The organism is Salinimicrobium oceani, assembly GCF_012037645.1.
The window spans coordinates 535,838-556,085 of sequence record NZ_JAAVJR010000001.1 but is presented as its reverse complement, the minus strand read 5'-3'; the positions used below and the strand labels follow the sequence as shown (position 1 = coordinate 556,085).

Sequence of the window (20,248 nt, the reverse complement as noted above, 5' to 3'; positions counted from 1 at the left end):
CTTCCATTTTTTTCATTTTGCATAACCTTCCCACATAGGGGATCTTATCTTTATGCGCTATGAATAAAATTTTTTTTACCCCCCTTTTATTATTGCTTATTGGGTCAAGCCTAATTTATGGTTGTAGTTCCGTTAAAAAGAAAAACACTTCAACAGGATTAACCTCCCAGATACTGCCCAAAAATCTCCTCGATTACAACGGTACCCCGACCTCAGATTTTGATAAGGACCTCCTGATGTTTTCAGATCAGGGAGCGTGGTTTGCATATTCCATTCCAGATAATGAAGAGCAACAAGGTTTTTCCGGACCTTTTTTGATGACCCAAGACAATGGCATTTGGAGCAGCCCTGCGATGGTACAACTGGAATTGCTTCAGGAGGAAAAGCCTGTGAGATTCACCTCTCATAACAGTCTCTCCAGCCTCGGGTTTTTGGAATTTACACAGGCTACGAATGAACTGGAGGTAACCCGTCAACTTTTTTATTCGAATTCCAATACGGCAGCCATAAAAGTAAAAATCACCAATATATCTAACGGTCCGCAGAAATTCGTACCTGTTTTAAAAGGCGAGCTTTCTCCTGAAAGTCTCAGTTTTGAGCAAAAGGAAAATAAAATTCGCATAAATACCAGTGTTAATGATTCCTTCGGAATATTAAATTTTCCTGAAAACAAAAGTGCAACTTCAGAAGTTGCAGAAAACAGTTTCCGGCTTTTGTACGCGCCTGTAGATCTTGCTTCCGGCAGCTCCTTTGAATTTGTTTATACCCAGAGTTTTTTCTTTCCCGCGGAAGAATCCGAAGTCAGTTTGCAGCAAAAATTAAGAGCCGCCGGTGACTTGCAGCAGTTCTATGCTAAAGAATTTGAAGCCCGTCATCTTGAAAAACAACAAATCTTGAATAGCCTCATTTCAAAAATGGAGGAAACCTGGCAGGGCGAGGAGTATCGGGATTTGCTAGCAAAATTGGTATTGACCCTTCAGAACAATTGGCGTAGTCCCGCCGGGAATCTTAAACATGCCGGACTTTTCCCAAGCTATCACTACAAATGGTTTCATGGATTTTGGGCGTGGGATAGTTGGAAACATGCTGCCGCACTGGCTGCCTATGATCCGGAATTAGCGAAAGATCAGGTAAAGGCCATGTATGATCATCTCGACGAAAATGGATTTATGCCAGATGTGGTTTATCGGGACAATCTTATTGAGGAGAATAATTACCGGGATACCAAACCGCCGCTTTCGGTCTGGGCAGTGTGGAAAATTTACGAGGCAGATACAGATAAGGAGTTCCTGAAAGAGCTTTTTCCAAAGCTTGAAAAACAACACCAGTGGTGGTATACAGATCGTGACCACGATAGGGACGGCCTGGCAGAATATGGTTCTACCGACGGAACGCTTATTGCTGCCAAGTGGGAAAGCGGCATGGACAACGGGGTGCGATTTGACCAGAGCAAACTGCTCAAAAACGGAGAAAAGGCTTATTCCCTCGATCAGGAAAGTGTGGACTTAAATGCATATCTCTATGCGGAAAAAAAGTACCTGGCAAAAATAGCTGCTGTACTGGAACTGGATAGTAAAATAAGAGAATATGAAAATTCGGCTGCTGCTTTAAAAATAAAGATCCAGGATCAGTTTTTTGATGCACAGACGGGATGGTTTTATGACACCAGTCTTGATGGAAAAGATTTTATAAAGGTCAGAGGAAGCGAAGGTTGGATTCCTCTTTTTACTGAAGTTGCTACCCCGGCACAGGCAGCGCGTATGAAAGAAACTATGATGGATCCCCAGCATTTTAACCTTAAGGTACCTTTGCAAACTTTGGATGCCACGCACCCGGCTTTTGAGCCCGATGGGGGCTACTGGAGAGGTCCCAATTGGCTTGACCAGGCCTACTTTGGATTGATGGGCTTAAGGAACTATGGATATGATACAGAAGCTAACGAATTGGCTCATAAGTTGCTTCACCAGGCCGAGGGGGTTATGAATTCGGGAAAATCCATTAGAGAAAATTATAACCCGGTCACAGGAGAGGGTCTGGAGGCAGAGAATTTCAGCTGGTCTGCAGCACATCTTTTAATGTTACTCCTTAACGAATAAACCATGCAAAAACCTTATCATTTCTTACCGCTTGAAGAAGCCCGGCAGCTGCTCAGAGAGCACTTTGGAATTGACGGCCAAATGAGAACCTTAGCCGGAGAAGTCGATGCTAATTTCAAAGTAAAAACTGCTGAAGACAATTTTTTGCTTAAGATCTCCCGGTCCGGCACAGATGAAGGGTTTCTGCTTTTTCAGAAAAACATATTGAAATATTTGGAGCAAAGAGAGATATGCTCGTGCATTTATGAGGATGGTGATAAAGAGCAAATTCTGGAGTTTCCTTTAGAAACTCCGCTGCTTTTTCAAAATCTAAAACAACAGGATCTAGTCAGGACCCAGAGAAAGAATGGAGAAGAAATTTACCTGCGCCTCTTAAGCTGGGTAGAAGGAAAACTCTGGAGTGATCTTAATTATCATGATGAAAAATTGTTATACAGCCTGGGAAGTGCGGCCGGGGCGCTAACAGCTTCATTAGTGGAGTTTGGGGATGTATACGCCCAAAGACCTTACGACTGGGATATCAATAATGCCGGTTGGACCCAGGAATATCAACACTACTTTAAGGGCAGGACAAAAGAGCAGATTCAGAAGTTTTTTTTGGGCTTTAAAAATATAGCTTCCCAATTAAAATCCTGCAGGCATTCGGTAGTACACAACGATGCAAATGATAATAACATAATTGTTGCCCCTTTTGAGCAGGGATACCGGGTTAAATCCATTATAGATTTTGGAGATGCCGTCTATACCGCGACTATTAACGATCTGGCTGTTTGTATTACGTATGCGGTAATGGACAAAACAGATCCTTTAGAAGCTGCAATACCTGTCGTAAAAGGTTATCACCGGCAATTTCCGCTGGAAGAAGAAGAGCTGGAGCTGCTATACTGGCTGGTTGGTGCAAGACTTGTTATTAGCCTTACTAAATCGGCACTTAATCGTGAGAAAGAGCCGGAAAATGCTTACCTCAACATCAGTGAGAAACCGGCCCTGATTTTGCTGGAACAATGGGATAAGATCTCTCCGGAAACGGCGGCCGCTTTTTTTAGAAAGGCTTGTGGCTATGAAGCCCATAGAAATTTTTCGGCGTTTAAAGCTTTTGCAAAAAACAACCGGGTGAAAATTTCTGACCTATTTGAAAACCAATTACCGGTTGAAGAAATAAGGTTAGGTCTTTCTTCGGCTACTATTCCCAACCTTGCCGACTATCGTGATCCAAAAAAACTGAAACAGCAGATCAGGGAAATATATAGTGAACAGGAAATGTCAGTTTTCATCGGAGGCTATGGCGAAGTGCGCCCCGATTTTATGCAAGACGAACAGCGGATAGAAACAAACACCGGCAGCTACTGGAAAGCGAAATTATTGGGTACACAGGCCTGGCAGTTCGAGGCACAGGCCCTTTATTCTCCTTTCAACGGAAAAATTGTCTATAAAGACTCCCGGCAAATATTTGTGGAACATACCATGAAAATAAGTGAAACTGCTTCAACAAAACCCCAAGACAATGGAATTTCTTCGGAAGGAAAAACCGGAAAAGTTGAACCAGAAAAATCGGAAGCCTTAAAAAAAGCAGAGTTCCATCTTCTTTATTCAAACCTGGAACCCGCAGCAGCACTTGAAGTTGGGAAGGTTATTAAAAAAGGGGATTTGTTGGGGTTGATAAAAGCGGATGATTTGCCTTTTTTCCTGCAACTCATGCTTCAGGACCCATTGGAAACATCTGCGGAAGTATCATGCCTATATCAGGATTTCGGGACCTACAAAGAACTTTATCCCGATCCTGCCCTGTTATTTGAGGATCTAAAGCTTCGGGATAATTCTGAAGATCTGGCATCAAAAGTAGCTTTCAGAAAAAAGCATTTGGGAAAAAGCCTGAGTCTTAGTTATAAACAGCCTCTGGAAATGTTGCGTGGTGAGGGGGGCTTTTTAATTGACCATACCGGAAGAAAGTATATGGACCTGGTCAACAACGTGGCACATGTAGGTCATGAACATCCCAAAGTGGTAAAGGCAGGACAGGCGCAAATGGCAATGTTAAACACCAATTCCCGCTACTTACACGATAATATTCTTGAATTAAGTGAGAATTTGCTCTCTACTTTTCCTGCCAAACTCTCTGTAGTACATTTCGTGAATTCCGGCAGCGAGGCTAATGAATTGGCCATCCGTATGGCCAAAGCTTACACAGGGGAGAAGGATTTTATAAGTATGGAACTGGGTTATCACGGCAACAGCAATGCCTGTATAGACATTAGTTCATATAAATTTGACGGCAAAGGCGGCAAAGGTGCGCCCGAGCATACTCACGTTGTACCCTTGCCCGATACCTTAAGGGGAAAATATTGCGGTGCAAATGCCGGGGAAAAATACGCCTCTCACGTTCGCGAATTGGTGCAGCAACTTTTGGATAAAGGTCGTAAGCCTGCGGCTTTTATTGCAGAAAGCATTATTAGTTGTGCAGGACAAATTGAACTACCCGATAATTTCTTAAAAGAGGCTTACGCCGCGGTATTTGATGCCGGCGGACTTTGTATTGCCGATGAGGTGCAGGTAGGTTGTGGGCGGGTGGGAACACATTTTTGGGGCTTTGAGCTTCACGGGGTGGTGCCGGATATTGTGACCATAGGAAAACCTTTGGGAAATGGTCACCCACTGGCAGCTGTAGTTTGTACGCAGGAGGTCGCAGAGGCCTTTGCAAACGGAATGGAATATTTTAACACTTTTGGAGGAAATCCTGTTTCCTGCGCCATTGGCAACACTGTGCTACAAGTTATTAAGGAAGAAAAGTTACAGGAAAACGCTTTACATACCGGGAATTTTCTAAAAGAGGAGCTTAACAAAATGGCTGCAAAGCATCCTGTTATTGCCGATGTACGCGGGCAGGGACTTTTCCTTGGTTTTGAATTGCTGGACCGGGAAAAAAATCCGCTTGCAAAGCAGGCGAATGCGTTGGTACAGCGCATGAAGGAACGCGGATATTTAATGAGTACCGAAGGACCGGATGATAATGTGCTAAAAATTAAACCACCTATGAGCTTTAATCAGGAACATGCCAATCAATTCTTAAAAGATCTGGACCTGGTGCTGACAGCTGATTTCTTTCAAATATAAAAAACATCAATAAACTAAAGATTATGAAAATATATTACGGACTTCTTGTTTTGTTCTTAATCAGCTTTACCGGTGAGGCGCAGGAGAGGCAGCCACATGAAGATCATCAGGTTTTTCAAATTAATCGCCTTGAACCAAGGGCAGATTTTTTTGCATTTGAATCTTCAGAAAAAGCTTCCGAAGCAGATAAAACGCTTTCCGGGCGATATCATAGTTTGAACGGAAAATGGGATTTTAAATGGGTCCGTTCTCCAAAAGACCGACCAACTGACTTTTTTAAACCAGGACTTAACAGCTCAAATTGGAAAACAATAGAAGTGCCCGGCAATTGGGAAACCCAGGGGTTTGGATACCCCATTTATTTAGACGAGCGTTATCCTTTTGAGAATACCTGGCCCGATGTGCCACAGGATTACAATCCGGTTGGCAGTTACCGCAAAACATTTTCAGTTCCGAAGGAATGGGAGGATCAACGGGTAGTACTCCATTTTGCAGCTGCAAAGGCCTTGTATGTCTATCTCAACGGAGAATTTTTAGGTTATGCAGAGGGTTCTAAAACTCCTTCGGAATTTGATCTTACCGGCAAGCTAAAAGATGGGGAAAACCTGCTTGCCGTTCAAATGTATAGATGGACCGATGCCAGCTACCTCGAGAGTCAGGATTTTCTTCGGATGAGCGGGATAGAAAGAGAGGTATATCTCTATGCCGAGCCTAAAGTTCATATCTCTGACCTGGAAATAAAAGCAGGATTAGATAAACAATATTCATCTGGAATTTTTAGAACTGACCTTAGTTTAAAAAATAGCACCAAACTCCGTGCAAAGCTGGACCTAAAACTTAGCCTTAAGGATGTAGAGGGTCGGGTGGTTTTTGAAGAACAACGCAACCTGCGACTTAAGGCAGGGGAGGAGTCGGAAATCAGTTTTGACGCCAGATTACCTGAAGTCGCGCAATGGTCGGCTGAAATCCCTAACCTTTACACCCTGGAAGTTTCTTTGACTTCAGGTAAAGGAAAAAACAGCCATCTTTCTAAAAAGATTGGTTTTCGAAGCGTGGAGATAAAAGGTAATCAGCTGTTAGTCAATGGCAAGTCGATCTATATACGAGGTGTGGACAGGCATGAAACCGATCCACATACGGGACATGTGGTAAGTCGTGAGTCCATGGAAAAAGATATTCGCTTGATGAAGCAAAACAACATCAATGCAGTTCGCAGCAGCCATTACCCTAATCATCCCTACTGGTATAACCTTACAGATAAGTATGGATTATATGTTATTGATGAAGCAAATATTGAGAGTCATCCATTAGCCATTAATGAAGAGACACAAATAGGAAATGAGGAAAGTTGGATCCCGGCTCACCTGGACCGGGTAAAAAAAATGTACTATCGCGACAGGAATCATCCATCTATTATTATTTGGTCGCTTGGAAATGAAGCCGGACATGGTAAAGTATTTGAAGCCACTTATGACTGGCTGAAAGCGCATGACAACAGGCCGGTACAATATGAACCCGCCGGTACGGAGGACTATACCGATATTTTTTGCCCCATGTATCCTTCCCCACAGCGGTTGATCGATTATGCAACAAATAATCCTCAAAAACCTGCAATAATGATCGAATATGCCCATGCCATGGGAAATTCTGTAGGTAATTTACAGGATTACTGGGACATTATTGAAAATTATGAGGTGCTGCAGGGCGGGTTCATCTGGGATTGGGTAGATCAGGCCCTCGAATACAAATATCCCAATGGTACTCCTTACCTGGCCTATGGTTATGATTATCACCCGGACCTGCCCAACGATGGGAACTTTTTAAACAACGGCCTTGTGGATCCATACCGCAATCCGCACCCGCACCTTATGGAAGTAAAAAAGGTCTATCAGCCGGCGAAGTTAGAATTTGATTCCAAAACAGGAAAGCTGAAGCTGACAAATAAAAACTTTTTTCGAAGCTTAAACGAATATCAATTGGAGTGGGAGCTGCTGAAGAATGGTGTTGCAACCGCTTCAGGGGAGGAAATTCTTTCTAATATAGCGCCGCAGAAAAGTGCATATTTTGAACCAGCTCTTCCCGAAGTGGATTTTGCTGAAGCTGAATATATCCTGAGATTTAGCCTTAAGACTGCAAAGGAAGAGCCGTTACTTCCAAGGGGACATGAAGTGGCCTTTGAAGAATTTGCACTTAATGATCCTCTTTTTATGTCTGAAGAAATAACTGTTGATACTTCCGGTGAAAAGAAACTGAAGCTTGAATCTACACTTGACAGCTTTATTATTACAGGGGAGGATTTTGAATTCAGGATCGGTTCGGAAACGGGAGAATTAAAGTTGTGGAAATTTAAAGGAGAAGTAATGACCGAGGCTCCTATTAGGCCGCAGTTTTGGCGCGCTCCTACAGATAATGACCTGGGGAATAAAATGCATGAATGGGCTGGAGTGTGGAAAGAGGCAACAGCAAAAGCTACGGCAACCTTAACAGAAAAACCAAAAAAATCGAATAATGAGGTGACTTTTAAAGTGGGTTATGATCTTCCTAAAAAGGTGGCAAAGGTGGAAGTGCAATTTACTGTCTCCCCTGACGGAGCCCTGAAGCTCGATTATAGATTTGAGCCTTTGCAGGAGGATTTGCCAAATATTCCAAGGTTGGGAATGTACCTGCTGCTTCCAAATAAATTCACCGAAGTGGCCTGGTATGGAAGAGGACCCGAAGAAACCTACTGGGACAGAAAAACAGGTCAAAAGACAGGAATTTATGAGGGAGAGATTGCTAAACAATTTCATCGATATTCCCGTCCTCAGGAAACCGGAAATAAAACTGAGGTGCGCTGGATGCAGGTGCATGCAAAAAATCACTTTTTAAAGGCCACAGCTATGGATAATCTGCTTCACGCCAGCGTATGGCCGTTTACAATGCAGGAAATCGATCTTCAGGAAGATGAAATTGAAACTTCTGCTTCGGGACTTGTACCCGTCACCCGAAAACACGGTGCCGATGTTAAAACCGGAGAGCTAGTGCAATGGAATATAGATCACCTGCAAATGGGCGTGGGGGGAGATACCTCTTGGGGACGCCACGTGCATCCCGAATATACTATTCCCGCTAACAGGGATTATGAGTATTCTTTTGAATTAAAAGCATCTAAATCTTCATATCGTCACTAATTTTCCTGTAAATGATTTAGCTCTTTACGTGCTCAGGAATTATAGCTTTAAGTTTCCATTTATTAAACCAGAAACAGGATTAATATATTAAAGAGGTCTTTGAAAAAGCCGGATAGGTTCATGAGATAATAAGGCTATCATTTGAGAACTTTGAACATCTCTTTGTGGAACGAGTCCTTCGGTCGCCTAAATTTTAACATTGTAGAGAAGTTATTGGGAAAAGATACTCAGGAATCGCTGAAAAAGGGGACAAAGGGCTCCTTGGTCAGGTATTGAAAATCAAAATCTTTTGAAATTATTTTTGTCACCTACATTGTCACCTTAAAATAAAAAACCCAGTAAACACAAGGCTTACCGGGTTATAAAGTGGAGTCGGAGGGGTTCGAACCCTCGTCCAAACAAGCAACTCAGCTGCTTTCTACACGCTTAGTCTTCGCTTGGTTGTCGATGCAAAGCCGGCCGAAAACCACCAACTTTACACGTATTCCCGCTTAAGTTTCAAAACCGCATCAGGACCCTGCGGTTTCTATATTTACTTTACCGGTGCCTCTGGTGTGGACGCCGTAAATCAAGGCTTCCACGAGACATCTTGGCTCCCTGCCTTGCAGGGACTAAGCATTCCTACTGTGATTCGGATTATGCAGCCAAGGCGTAGTTATTCTCGCCGTTTAAAAAGTGTGAAAAATGAGATTTACGAGCTATTTCCCAGCGCTCGACGTGCTTACAACTCAATTAGACTCGCTGTCAAAACCAAGTCGACCCCAATATGTAAAAGAACTTCTGCAATTTTATTGCATTTTTCATGCCAAAACATTCGAAAATGCCTTAGCATTAAGTGGAACAAAAATAGAAAATTTTGCGACATAAACCACATGTGGAAGCACATGATTCTTCATGCGCAGCAATCTCGAAGCCTTTTTAAAAATGGCATTTTCTGCGCCCTTTAGATTTGCTATCTTTGAGAGATCCAAACAAATCAAAAGCTGTTCAAGAATGATAAAATTTGCCCTTATTAAAGAGCGAAAATCTCCCCCAGATCGTCGTGTTGTTTTTTCCCCGGAAAAACTTAAAGAGGCCGTAAGCCTGTTTCCCGAAGCGCAGTTCAAGGTGGAGAGTTCAGATATCAGGATCTTTTCAGATGAGCAATATCGAAAAGCCGGGTTTGAGGTGGCCGAAGATGTTTCAGATTGTGATGTCATGCTTGGGGTAAAGGAGGTTCCGCTGCCGTATCTTATTCCGAATAAAAAATATTTTTTCTTTTCTCATACCATCAAGAAACAACCTTATAACCGGGATCTTTTAAGAGAGATCCTCCAAAAGAACATTGAGCTTTTTGATCATGAGGTGATCGTAAGTGAAACCGGTAGCAGGCTTATTGGCTTCGGAAGATATGCCGGACTCGTGGGAGCTTACAACGGTTTCCGCGGAATAGGTCTCAAAAATGACATTTTTGAGCTCCCTAAAGCTGAAGAGCTTCCCGATCTCAACGCCATGCTTGCCGCTCTTGACAAAGTTAGGCTTCCTCCATTAAAGATCGTCCTCACCGGAAGTGGAAAAGTAGCCTTTGGTGCGAAGGAGATCCTTGAACATATGTCCATTAGCAAAGTGGAGGTAGAGGATTTTCTAAATAAGGATTATGATAAACCCGTGTACTGCCATATCGATGTACTTGATTACAATAAGCGGAAGGATGGCGCTCCAGGGAATAATCGCGAATTTTACAGTCAGCCGGAACTTTACGAATCCAACTTTCATAGGTTTAGCAGGGCGGCCGATTTCTTTATTGCCGGTCACTTTTATGGAGAAGGCGCACCGGTGTTCTTTACGAGCCAGGATGCGAAGTCGCCAGATTTCAGGTTGAAGTATGTAGCCGATATTTCCTGCGATATTGCAGGCCCAGTTGCCACTACCATTCGTCCGTCAACCATCGCAGAACCTTTTTATGGCTATGACGCACAGGAAGAGAGGGAAGTCGATTTTCGGGAGAAAAATGCTATTATGGTGATGGCAGTAGATAATCTTCCCTGTGAACTGCCAAAAGACGCAAGTGAAGGCTTTGGGGAGATGTTCCTGAACAATGTGCTGCCTGCATTCTTTAATGGAGATAAGGATGGCATCCTTGATCGCGCCCGAATGACCAGGAATGGAGAACTTACCAAGCAATACCAATATTTGAGCGACTATGTAGCAGGAAATGAGCTAGGAGTATGAAAAAGATGATATTTTGTTCCATGATGATTTTGTTTACAGGCATTAATGCTACTGCGCAGGTGAAGATCATGACCTACAATATAAAATATGCGAATGAGAATGATGGAGAAAATAGCTGGTCTCAGCGAAAGAACCACCTTATGGCTCAATTAGGATTCTATGAACCTGATATTTTTGGAGTACAGGAGGCATTGTATAGTCAGTTGGATTTTTTAAAGGAAGGTTTGACGGGTTATGAGTTCTTCGGAAAAGGTCGCGATGATGCGGCACAAAAAGGGGAATTCAGTGCCATATTTTTTAAGAAGGACAAATTTGAACTGTTGCAGGAAGGGACTTTCTGGCTCTCCACAACTCCCCAAGCTCCAAGTAAGGGTTGGGATGCAGCTTATCCAAGGGTGTGTACCTATGGGAAGTTCCGGGAACTTCAAACTGAGAAGGAATTCTGGGTTTTTAATACCCACTTCGATCATGTAGGGGACGAAGCAAGGAAGAATAGCGTACAACTTATCCATGATAAGATCACAGAATTAAATGTAAATAAGATTCCTGTAATTCTAATGGGAGATCTTAATCTGGAACCTCAAACAGAGGAGATTAGATTTCTGAAGAAATTGTACAGGGATTCCAAAGAGGCGGCTGCTTTGAGCTTTGGCCCCGAAGGAACTTTTAATGCGTATGATTTCCATACGCCTGTAGAGCGGAGAATAGATTATATTTTTACTACTGAAGGAGTGGAATTATTAAAGTACGCAGTACTTAGTGATTCGAAAGATCTGAAATATCCATCAGACCATTTACCTGTATTGGTAGAACTCAAATTTTAAATCTGATTCATAAAAAAGAGGCTGCCTGAATAGTCAGTTTTTCATCAAGCTTAACTAGTTACTAGTTCCGCTTCCATTTTTTGATGGCTCCTGAAATAAATTCAGGAGGAGAAATTACATGCTTTTCAAACAGCCTCTTTCTACTGGTTTAATAAACCGATTCCTTTATATCGGGTTAATAGGATCATTAGGTCCCGCGCCTGCAGGCCCGTTAGTGTCTGAATCCATACCCCGGTCACGGTTTGGATCTCTGGTGTCTCTTGATCCAGGTGGCGGTGTAATTGTTCCTCCCGAAGTATTGCCAGGCGTTCCAGGCGTACTGGCATTACCGGCTCCGGTTCCACCCGGAGGGAAGTTGCCACCCTTATTTCTCACGTCTGGATTATCTCTATTAGGATCACGAGATTCAGAGGCTTCTTTTCTGAATTTCTGAATTATATCTCGAAAATGTTCTCCGGCAGCCTCGCGGCCTCCAAGTCCATAACTTAATGCTACAGCAACAGCGATAGCTCCAAGAATAAGTCCAAAGGCAAGTTCCACGATCTCATTTGCAATTCCCATGGTTCTAAGGGCAATGGCAATGAACAATGCCAGCGAAGCCCATCGAATTACTCCGGCGATAAAATGATTTTTGCTGGAGCGGGTCATGGTATTGTAGATCAATAGAGAAATGTAATTTCCAACAGCAAGAATAACAAGTCCAAAAAGGATCTGTCCTGTTACTTCAAGGATTTGATGTAGAATTTCAGTAAGTCTCGATAACCCAAGGATCTCTACAGCAGTGATTATTCCGAAGAAAACTAAAAAGAAGTAGATAAGATTCGCTACCAGTTTTGATAAGGATTGCCCGGCCCCGATCATGTTGTGAATCTGGATCTTTTCCGCAGTACGATCAAGTCCTATACTTTTAAAGAGGTCTTCAAGAAAATTCGCAAGGTACTTTCCACCCCAAACAAAGACGGTCAAAATGAGGGCAGCAATAATGATCTCTCCGATAAGTTCGGTGAATCCATAGAGGATGTCATTTGCCGGTTCGGAGATCGCATCCAGCCTCAAAGTGTTGAAAGCCTGGATAAGGAAGGGAATGAAAATTACGATGAAGACTACTTTCCTTAAGATGTTCACCAGCCTGTCGGTATCTTTAAATCCGGTTTTATCGACCAAACGATCTAGCAGTCCGCCCCCAATGCTTACCAGGTTGGCAACAAATTTCGCCAGGACATAACCAATGAACCCAATAAGAAGGGCGCCAATAAGGTTAGGAATGAAAGAGAGAAATTCGTTGAGCATATTTTCGAGTGGAGCCAGCACCTCACTTATCCCCAGAACTTCGAGAGCGATCAAGAGTACAATGATCATTATAAGGTAATAGAAAATATTTCCAACGAAGATGTTGGTATCGTCAACATTATCCCCTCCAAAAATGCGTTCGTCCCAGGAGGTTTTTCTCAATAGTTTTACGACCATGGTCTTAATGGCCTTTGCGATAAGCCAGCCAATGAGGAGTACCAGTAAGGCTCCTAGCAGGTTAGGTAGAAAATAGGCAATTCGATCTCCTATGTTTTCCATTTGTGTTTCCATAATTTATTCTTTTTTTAAGATAGTTAGTACTTGAAGGTAGCTTAAAAAGGACTTCTGCCACAGACACTTAACAAGAGTTTAAAAAAATATTCAGGTTGTTGTTAATATTTTTTTAGTCGGAATCTCCGGCTGAAAAATGAAAGAAATTAGGAGTAGCAAGGGCTGAAAGCAGATGCCATTTTTCACAAAAAAAGTTGAATTTTTTTTCAACAGTCTTTAGTTGATAAGAAAGCGAAACCTCATAATTGAAAACTCAGGAATTAAAATAACTTTATCCCTCTTTCAAGTAAAACAAAAACAAAACGGCCATGGTTGAAGAATTATTTAGCACCCAGACTTATACCTATAATGAGGTACTGCAAGCATGTTTAAAATATTTTAAAAATGACGAGCTCGCAGCCACCACCTGGATAAATAAGTATGCAGTAAAAGACAAAAACGGAAAATTTCTAGAATTAACTCCCGATGATATGCACCGGCGTATGGCGAAGGAATTCGCACGAATGGAGGCGAAATATGCAGACAGAGCACAAGGGAAGGAAAATTTGTCTGAATATGGAAAGTCCCGGGAATTTCTTAGTGAAGAAAGAATTTTTCAACTTTTTAAAGATTTTAAATACAGCATTCCTCAGGGTAGTGTCATGGCCGCCTTAGGGAATGATCAAATGATTGCTTCCTTATCGAACTGTGTGGTGGTTCCTCCGGTCTATGATTCTTACGGCGGGATTCTACATACAGATCAACAACTTGTTCAGTTATTCAAGAGACGCTGTGGAGTAGGAGTGGACCTTTCTGGGCTTCGTCCTAAAAATGCACAGGTTTCTAATTCAGCGGGAACTACCACGGGCGCAGTTTCCTTTATGGAGCGTTTTTCAAATACCACCCGTGAAGTAGCTCAAAACGGCCGTCGCGGAGCATTAATGCTTACTATTGATGTGTCTCACCCCGATGTTGAAGATTTTATTACGATCAAACAGGATCTTAAAAAAGTGACTGGGGCGAATATTTCCCTTAGGCTTACAGACGAGTTCATGCAGGCAGTAACTGAGGATACAGATTTCACCTTACGCTGGCCAATTGACAGTCCTAATCCTAAATACACCAAAACAGTACGTGCAAAAGAATTGTGGGACACCATTATTAAATGTGCTCACAACACTGCAGAACCAGGATTGATCTTCTGGGATAAACAACATACGTATTCAACTTCTTCCTTCTATCCAGGATTTAAGAACAGCTCAACAAATCCATGTTCAGAAATCGCGATGCAGGGAGGAGATTCCTGCCGCTTGATCGCCGTGAACCTGTACAACTTCGTTGATAATCCTTTTACTGAAAATGCTTCGTTCAACCACGAGAAGTTCTATAAAGTGATCTATGAAACTCAGAGGTTAATGGATGATCTTGTTGATCTTGAACTTGAGGCGGTAGAAAAGATCCTTGCAAAGATAAGTCAGGATGAGGAGCCCGATTTCATCAAGAAGAACGAGATCGACACCTGGAAACTACTTGCCGAAAATGGTAAAAATGGTAGACGTACCGGCCTTGGCTTCACCGCTCTCGCCGATGCCGTTGCCGCTCTTGGAGTAAAATTCGATACAGATGAAGCTCTTGAGGTGGTAGATAAGATCATGCAAACAAAATTGAAGGGAGAATTTGACAGTAGTATTGACATGGCGATCACCCGCGAGCCTTTCAAAGTTTTCGATCCTGCAATTGAAGAACAGTCAGATTTCGTTCAAATGATGAAGAGGGAATTTCCTGAGCTTTACGGACGCATGATGCAGCACGGAAGAAGGAACATCTCAATTAGTACAGTTGCTCCAACCGGGAGTTTAAGTATGCTTGCGCAAACCTCTTCAGGAATTGAGCCTGTTTTCATGCTGTCTTATAAGAGAAGAAGAAAAGTGAATGCATCAGGTTCAAATGCCAAAGTGGCTTTTGTGGATGACACCGGAGATGCTTTTGAGGAATTTACTGTGTATCATCCAAAAGTGAAAACATGGATGGATGCATCTGGAAAAGAAGCAATTGAGCAAAGTCCTTATGCGGGTGCAACTGCGTCTGAGATCGACTGGCAGAAGCGAGTTGAGATGCAGGCGCTGGTTCAGAAATACACCACGCACTCTATAAGTTCTACGATCAACCTTGCCAGTGATGTGACTACAGATAAGGTAAGTGATATTTATATCGAGTCCTGGAGACAGGGCTTAAAAGGAATTACGGTTTATCGTGATGGCTCAAGAAGCGGAATTCTTGTTTCTTCAGATGACAAAGGAAAGAAAGAAGGCAGCAAGGATAATGCTTTTGCTGAAACCTATGCGCCAAAACGTCCTAAGAAACTTGAGTCCAGGATCATTCGTTTTAACAACGAAAATGAGAAGTGGCTTGCAGTAGTTGGTATTCTGAATGATCGCCCATATGAGATCTTCACTGGTAAGATGGAAGATGTTTTCAACCTGCCAACCTGGGTTGAAAAAGGATTTGTGATCAAGAATCGCGATGAAGACGGAAAGTCAAGATATGATTTCCAGTTCTGTGACAAGCACGGATATAAAGTAACGATTGAAGGTCTTTCAAGATCCTTTAACGAAGAATACTGGAATTACGCCAAGCTGATCTCTGGAGTGCTACGTCATGGAATGCCAATTCCTTACGTTGTGGACCTGATCAATAACCTGAACCTGCTTGACGAAAGCATCAACACCTGGAAAGCAGGAGTTGTTCGTGCCCTTAAGCAGTTCGTGCCCGACGGTACTCCTGCAGCCGACAAAGAATGTGGCGAATGTGGAGATCCTGAAGGAATAATATTTTCTGAAGGATGCCTGGTTTGTAAGAGCTGTGGTTACTCCAAATGTGGATAATGATTTAATTTTGTCCCCCGGTAAATAGAAAACCCCGCTTCTGAAAAGAAGCGGGGTTTTTGTTTAACATCTTCCGTACCTACGGCTCGGTGATGATCTTTTGCACCTTCGGTGCAACCGATCTTTAGCTCCTACGGAGCTGCTTTTTTAGTTTTGACATAGGTACAGATCGGAAGTTCTCACTTTTCATGTTCGCTCTATTTCGAAAAAGCGTCTGGAAAGGAGAATTGGAAATATAAGATCGGAACAGCTGGAGTTTATAAAAGAAACTTTAAACGACATTTTGAGGTACTAAATAAAAAAGACCTAACAGGTTTTTAAAACCTGTTAGGTCTAATCCTTAGTTATATGGCGCCGATTTGCAATCCGTGCTGAGATATTCTCTAAAATGAATTGATCGTCTTCCTAATTGCTGTTAGATTGCTTAGTAGTCTTTCCAAATACTGAATATCCAGCATGTTCGCACCATCACTCTTTGCATTTGCCGGATCGAAATGTGTCTCGATAAAAATTCCGTCGGCACCTGTGGCAATTCCTGCCCGTGCTATGGTCTCGATCATATCGGGTCTTCCTCCCGTAACTCCGCTGCTTTGGTTAGGTTGTTGCAAAGAATGAGTAACATCAAGAACGGTAGGTGCAAATTCTCGCATGGTTGGAATTCCGCGGAAATCCACGATCATATCCTGATATCCAAACATAGTTCCGCGATCTGTAACCATTACCTGCTCATTGTTGCACTCCTGAACTTTGTTCACAGCGTGTTTCATACTCTCCGGACTCATGAACTGGCCTTTTTTGAGGTTGACTACTTTCCCTGTTTCTGCAGCGGCGACTACAAGATCTGTTTGCCGCACAAGGAAGGCAGGGATCTGTAGAACATCTACATACTCGGCAGCCAGTTGCGCATCCTCTCTTTCATGAATATCGGTTACAGTAGGAACTCCAAAGGTTTCAGAAACTTTCCGAAGGATCTTTAGAGCTTTTTCATCTCCAATTCCTGTAAAACTGTCTATACGACTGCGATTCGCTTTCTTAAAGGAACCTTTGAAGATGAAGGGAATCTCAAGTTTTTCTGTAATACCCACAATGGTTTCGGCAATACGCAAAGCCATGTCCTCGCCTTCAATGGCGCAGGGACCTGCAAGTAAAAAGAAGTTGCCGGAGGTGGCGTGCTTTATCTGTGGTATCTTATGTAGTTGCATAAATAAAAATTTACCGCAAAGATACCTTTTTTGAAAGCTAATTCAGAAATGCCTTTTTTGAGACCTGTTAATTTTCGTCATCCTCGCCAGAATCTTCGTTTTCCGCTTCGGGCTCTACAAAGGGTGGCTGGATTTCGTAACCCAGTGCTCTTATGATCCTGTTATTGTCATAGTAAAAGTGCGCCTGGTTGACCTTGTTATTTTGAAATTTGAGAGCGACGTGATATGGAAAACTTATGGTCTCGCCATTGGGATAGCTTAAAGTATTGGTCCCCCAGTGCAAGATCCAGTTTCCTTTTCGGGGGCCTTCGGGCACTGAAACCGGAAGCCAGGCACCATCTTCGGCCAATAGAGGGGTGGCCGATTCCCGGCCTTTTTTCCAGTAATTGATCGTTTGATCCAGAGACAGACTGTCAAAGCTGCCCAAATTATAAAAATACGCCTCCCGCTGTACGTGACTTCTCAACATCTCCCAATTACCGGTCTCATAAGCTTTCACTGTTTCTTTTGCGGCCTGCATTGCATTGTCCTCACTCGGGAAATCGAGACTTACCTTTCCGTCGATCTGGGAAAAGCCTTGTTGCCCAGTAATGAAGATCGCGATTAACAGAAGTAACTTCTTCCACTGCATTGTTTTTCCTTCCTCTTTCATGACTCCTGATTTTAATTATTTACTTGAATATGAATTACTTAAAGTTAAGGAAATCTTATGGGAATAGGAATTGTGGATTCCTAAAATATGAGCAATCTCAGATTATGAAACATTCCCGAAGTTTAATTGGGGCCTTTCAATTCCTGAAGAAATCCACTGAATTCAAACGTTGGCATAACATGTTGCAAATCAAAATTTTATAGGAAATTTAAAATAAAATATAATTCTAAATGCTGCTGTTTTTTATGGAAAAAATAAACGTACCTTTGCAGCCTTTAAAAATCAGGCGTTTATATGACAGCTATTAAAAACATCGCGATTATCGCACACGTTGACCACGGAAAGACTACTCTGGTAGATAAAATTATGTACCATTGCCAGCTTTTCAGGGAAAACGAAAATACCGGAGATCTTATTCTTGATAACAATGATCTTGAAAGAGAAAGAGGAATTACTATTACCTCCAAGAATGTTTCCGTAGTCTACAAAGGAACCAAGATCAATATTATCGATACTCCGGGTCACGCCGACTTTGGGGGAGAGGTAGAGAGAGTTCTTAACATGGCCGATGGCGTGTTATTACTTGTAGATGCTTTTGAAGGGCCAATGCCGCAAACGCGTTTTGTATTGCAAAAAGCGATCGACCTTGGGTTAAAGCCTTGTGTGGTGATCAATAAGGTAGATAAGGAAAACTGTACTCCCGAAGAAGTTCATGAGAAAGTTTTCGACCTGATGTTTGAACTTGGCGCCGAAGAATGGCAGCTTGATTTTCCTTCAGTTTATGGCTCGGCCAAAAATAACTGGATGAGTGAAGACTGGAAAAATCCTACTACCAATATCGAACCTTTGCTGGACATGGTGATCGAACATATTCCATCTCCTAAGATCGCAGAAGGTACTCCGCAAATGTTGATCACCTCTCTAGACTTTTCTTCCTTTACTGGAAGGATCGCCATTGGGCGTCTTCAACGTGGAACTTTAAGAGAAGGAATGCAGGTTGCGCTTGTAAAGAGAGACGGAACCATTAAGAAAACAAAGATTAAAGAATTACATACTTTCGAAGGTCTTGGCCGTAGAAAGATAGAAGAAGTACAGGCAGGTGACATTTGTGCCCTGGTTGGACTTGAAGGTTTTGAAATTGGAGATACAGTTGCCGATGTCGAAAATCCCGAAGGACTTAAGACCATCGCGATTGATGAACCAACAATGAGCATGTTGTTCACCATTAATGATTCTCCTTTCTTCGGAAAAGACGGAAAGTTCGTTACCTCAAGACACATCAAGGAACGCCTGATGAAGGAACTTGAAAAGAACCTTGCACTTCGAGTGAATGAAACTGACAGTGCCGATAAATTTTTGGTTTTCGGTCGTGGAGTTCTTCACTTATCGGTACTTATAGAGACCATGCGTCGTGAAGGATATGAACTTCAGATTGGGCAGCCACAGGTGATCATCAAAGAAATTGACGGTGTAAAATGTGAGCCGGTTGAAGAATTGACCATCGACCTTCCTGAAGATGTTTCAGGAAAAGCAGTGGAAATGGTTACGCTTAGAAAAGGAGAAATGCTGAGCATGGAAGGAAAAGGCGACAGGATGACCATCCAGTTCATGATCCCTTCCCGCGGAATTATAGGTCTTAGAAACCAATTGCTTACGGCCACTGCCGGAGAAGCTATTATGGCTCACCGATACAAGGAATATCAGCCACTTAAAGGTGGAATTCCTGAAAGACAGAATGGATCACTGGTTTCTATGGAAACCGGAAAAGCTATACCTTATTCTATTGATAAACTTCAGGATCGCGGAAAGTTCTTCGTGGATCCGGGAGAAGATATTTATGAAGGTCAGGTTATTGGAGAGAACTCACGCCAGGATGATATGGTGGTGAATATCACCAAAACCAAAAAACTTTCTAACGTTCGTTCCTCTGGAGCCGATGATAAGGCCAGAATTGTACCGGCAATCAAATTTTCTCTGGAAGAAGCGCTTGAGTATATTCAGAAAGATGAATATGTTGAGGTAACACCAAAACACCTGCGATTGAGAAAGATCTATCTTACTGAGAACGATCGTAAGAGAAACAAGATCGCATAAGCTGAAATAATTTTATTAGTAAGAGCTGCCAAAAATTGTATTTTTGGCAGCTCTTGTTTTTGGAGCCCGATCTAAGGTCTCCAGATAGATCAATACCGAATCAATTTTTAAACTGCTGAATTATTATTTATGGAACTTTTTGGAATATCATATATTGAATGGATTGGCTACCTGGCTTCTTTTTTCCTGCTGCTGTCATTTCTTATGAGGAACATTACCACCTTAAGGTATATTAACAGCCTTGGCTGTCTTTTATTTGTGGTATATGGTCTGCTGCTTGACGCCTGGCCTATTACGATCACAAATGGTGCAATAATCCTCATCAACATTTATTACCTCTTCATCAACAGGAAGAATCCTGAAAGTTAGAATACGAGGTACGAAGTTAGATTTACACGTTTTCAAAAACACTTTCCAAAAATGTCATTTTTGGAAGGTGTTTT

11 protein-coding genes, 1 other RNA gene and 1 pseudogene are annotated in these 20,248 nt (G+C 42.4%); 9 read left to right on the top strand and 4 right to left on the bottom strand.

Annotation, left to right across the window (positions count from 1 at the left end):
- Positions 1-236 precede the first annotated feature (236 nt).
- Genes HC175_RS02540 through lacZ form a run of 3 tightly spaced genes read left to right on the top strand, consistent with a single transcriptional unit; the run spans position 237 to position 8,377 of the window.
- Entirely contained in the window at positions 237-2,096 is a 1,860-nt protein-coding gene (locus HC175_RS02540; RefSeq protein ID WP_168136925.1) for an MGH1-like glycoside hydrolase domain-containing protein, read from the top strand.
- A gap of 3 nt (positions 2,097-2,099) precedes the next feature.
- A complete protein-coding gene (locus HC175_RS02535) occupies positions 2,100-5,207 on the top strand; it encodes an aminotransferase class III-fold pyridoxal phosphate-dependent enzyme (protein WP_168136924.1) in 3,108 nt (1,035 codons plus the stop codon).
- A gap of 23 nt (positions 5,208-5,230) precedes the next feature.
- Positions 5,231-8,377 carry a beta-galactosidase, LacZ type gene (gene lacZ, locus HC175_RS02530; RefSeq protein WP_168136923.1) on the top strand — a complete coding sequence of 1,049 codons (3,147 nt, stop codon included), beginning with the start codon at positions 5,231-5,233 and terminating at the stop codon, positions 8,375-8,377.
- Positions 8,378-8,741: 364 nt separating this feature from the next.
- Here the strand turns inward: lacZ and ssrA are convergent.
- Positions 8,742-9,140, bottom strand: a transfer-messenger RNA (tmRNA) gene (gene ssrA, locus HC175_RS02525).
- Positions 9,141-9,370: 230 nt separating this feature from the next.
- On the opposite strand from ssrA, the gene HC175_RS02520 reads away from it, so the two are divergent.
- A complete protein-coding gene (locus HC175_RS02520) occupies positions 9,371-10,588 on the top strand; it encodes an NAD(P)-dependent oxidoreductase (RefSeq protein ID WP_168136922.1) in 1,218 nt (405 codons plus the stop codon).
- Positions 10,589-10,608: 20 nt separating this feature from the next.
- Positions 10,609-11,412: an endonuclease/exonuclease/phosphatase family protein gene (locus HC175_RS02515; protein ID WP_235942500.1), complete on the top strand. Its 804-nt coding sequence runs from the start codon at positions 10,609-10,611 to the stop codon at positions 11,410-11,412.
- 165 nt (positions 11,413-11,577) lie between these two features.
- Here the strand turns inward: HC175_RS02515 and HC175_RS02510 are convergent, their stop codons facing one another.
- Positions 11,578-12,993 (bottom strand): mechanosensitive ion channel, encoded by a 1,416-nt coding sequence (locus HC175_RS02510; RefSeq protein WP_235942499.1) that lies wholly within the window; start codon positions 12,991-12,993, stop codon positions 11,578-11,580.
- A gap of 308 nt (positions 12,994-13,301) precedes the next feature.
- On the opposite strand from HC175_RS02510, the gene HC175_RS02505 reads away from it, so the two are divergent.
- Positions 13,302-15,857 (top strand): adenosylcobalamin-dependent ribonucleoside-diphosphate reductase, encoded by a 2,556-nt coding sequence (locus HC175_RS02505; protein WP_168136920.1) that lies wholly within the window; start codon positions 13,302-13,304, stop codon positions 15,855-15,857.
- 178 nt (positions 15,858-16,035) lie between these two features.
- A pseudogene (locus tag HC175_RS24585) lies at positions 16,036-16,152 on the top strand (type II toxin-antitoxin system PemK/MazF family toxin); the annotation flags it as partial.
- Positions 16,153-16,240: 88 nt separating this feature from the next.
- On the opposite strand, the gene kdsA reads toward HC175_RS24585, so the two are convergent.
- Positions 16,241-17,059 (bottom strand): 3-deoxy-8-phosphooctulonate synthase, encoded by an 819-nt coding sequence (gene kdsA, locus HC175_RS02495; RefSeq protein ID WP_168136919.1) that lies wholly within the window; start codon positions 17,057-17,059, stop codon positions 16,241-16,243.
- Positions 17,060-17,126: 67 nt separating this feature from the next.
- Complete coding sequence (locus HC175_RS02490; RefSeq protein WP_168136918.1) at positions 17,127-17,711, bottom strand: hypothetical protein; 585 nt, start codon at positions 17,709-17,711, stop codon at positions 17,127-17,129.
- Between the two features lie 294 nt (positions 17,712-18,005).
- Here HC175_RS02490 and typA point away from each other — a divergent pair, with 294 nt between their 5' ends.
- Together typA and HC175_RS02480 are read left to right on the top strand one after the other, a co-directional pair.
- Positions 18,006-19,805 carry a translational GTPase TypA gene (gene typA, locus HC175_RS02485; RefSeq protein WP_168136917.1) on the top strand — a complete coding sequence of 600 codons (1,800 nt, stop codon included), beginning with the start codon at positions 18,006-18,008 and terminating at the stop codon, positions 19,803-19,805.
- Between the two features lie 129 nt (positions 19,806-19,934).
- Positions 19,935-20,174, top strand: a complete 240-nt coding sequence (locus tag HC175_RS02480; protein ID WP_168136916.1) for a YgjV family protein — start codon at positions 19,935-19,937, stop codon at positions 20,172-20,174.
- Positions 20,175-20,248: the final 74 nt, after the last annotated feature.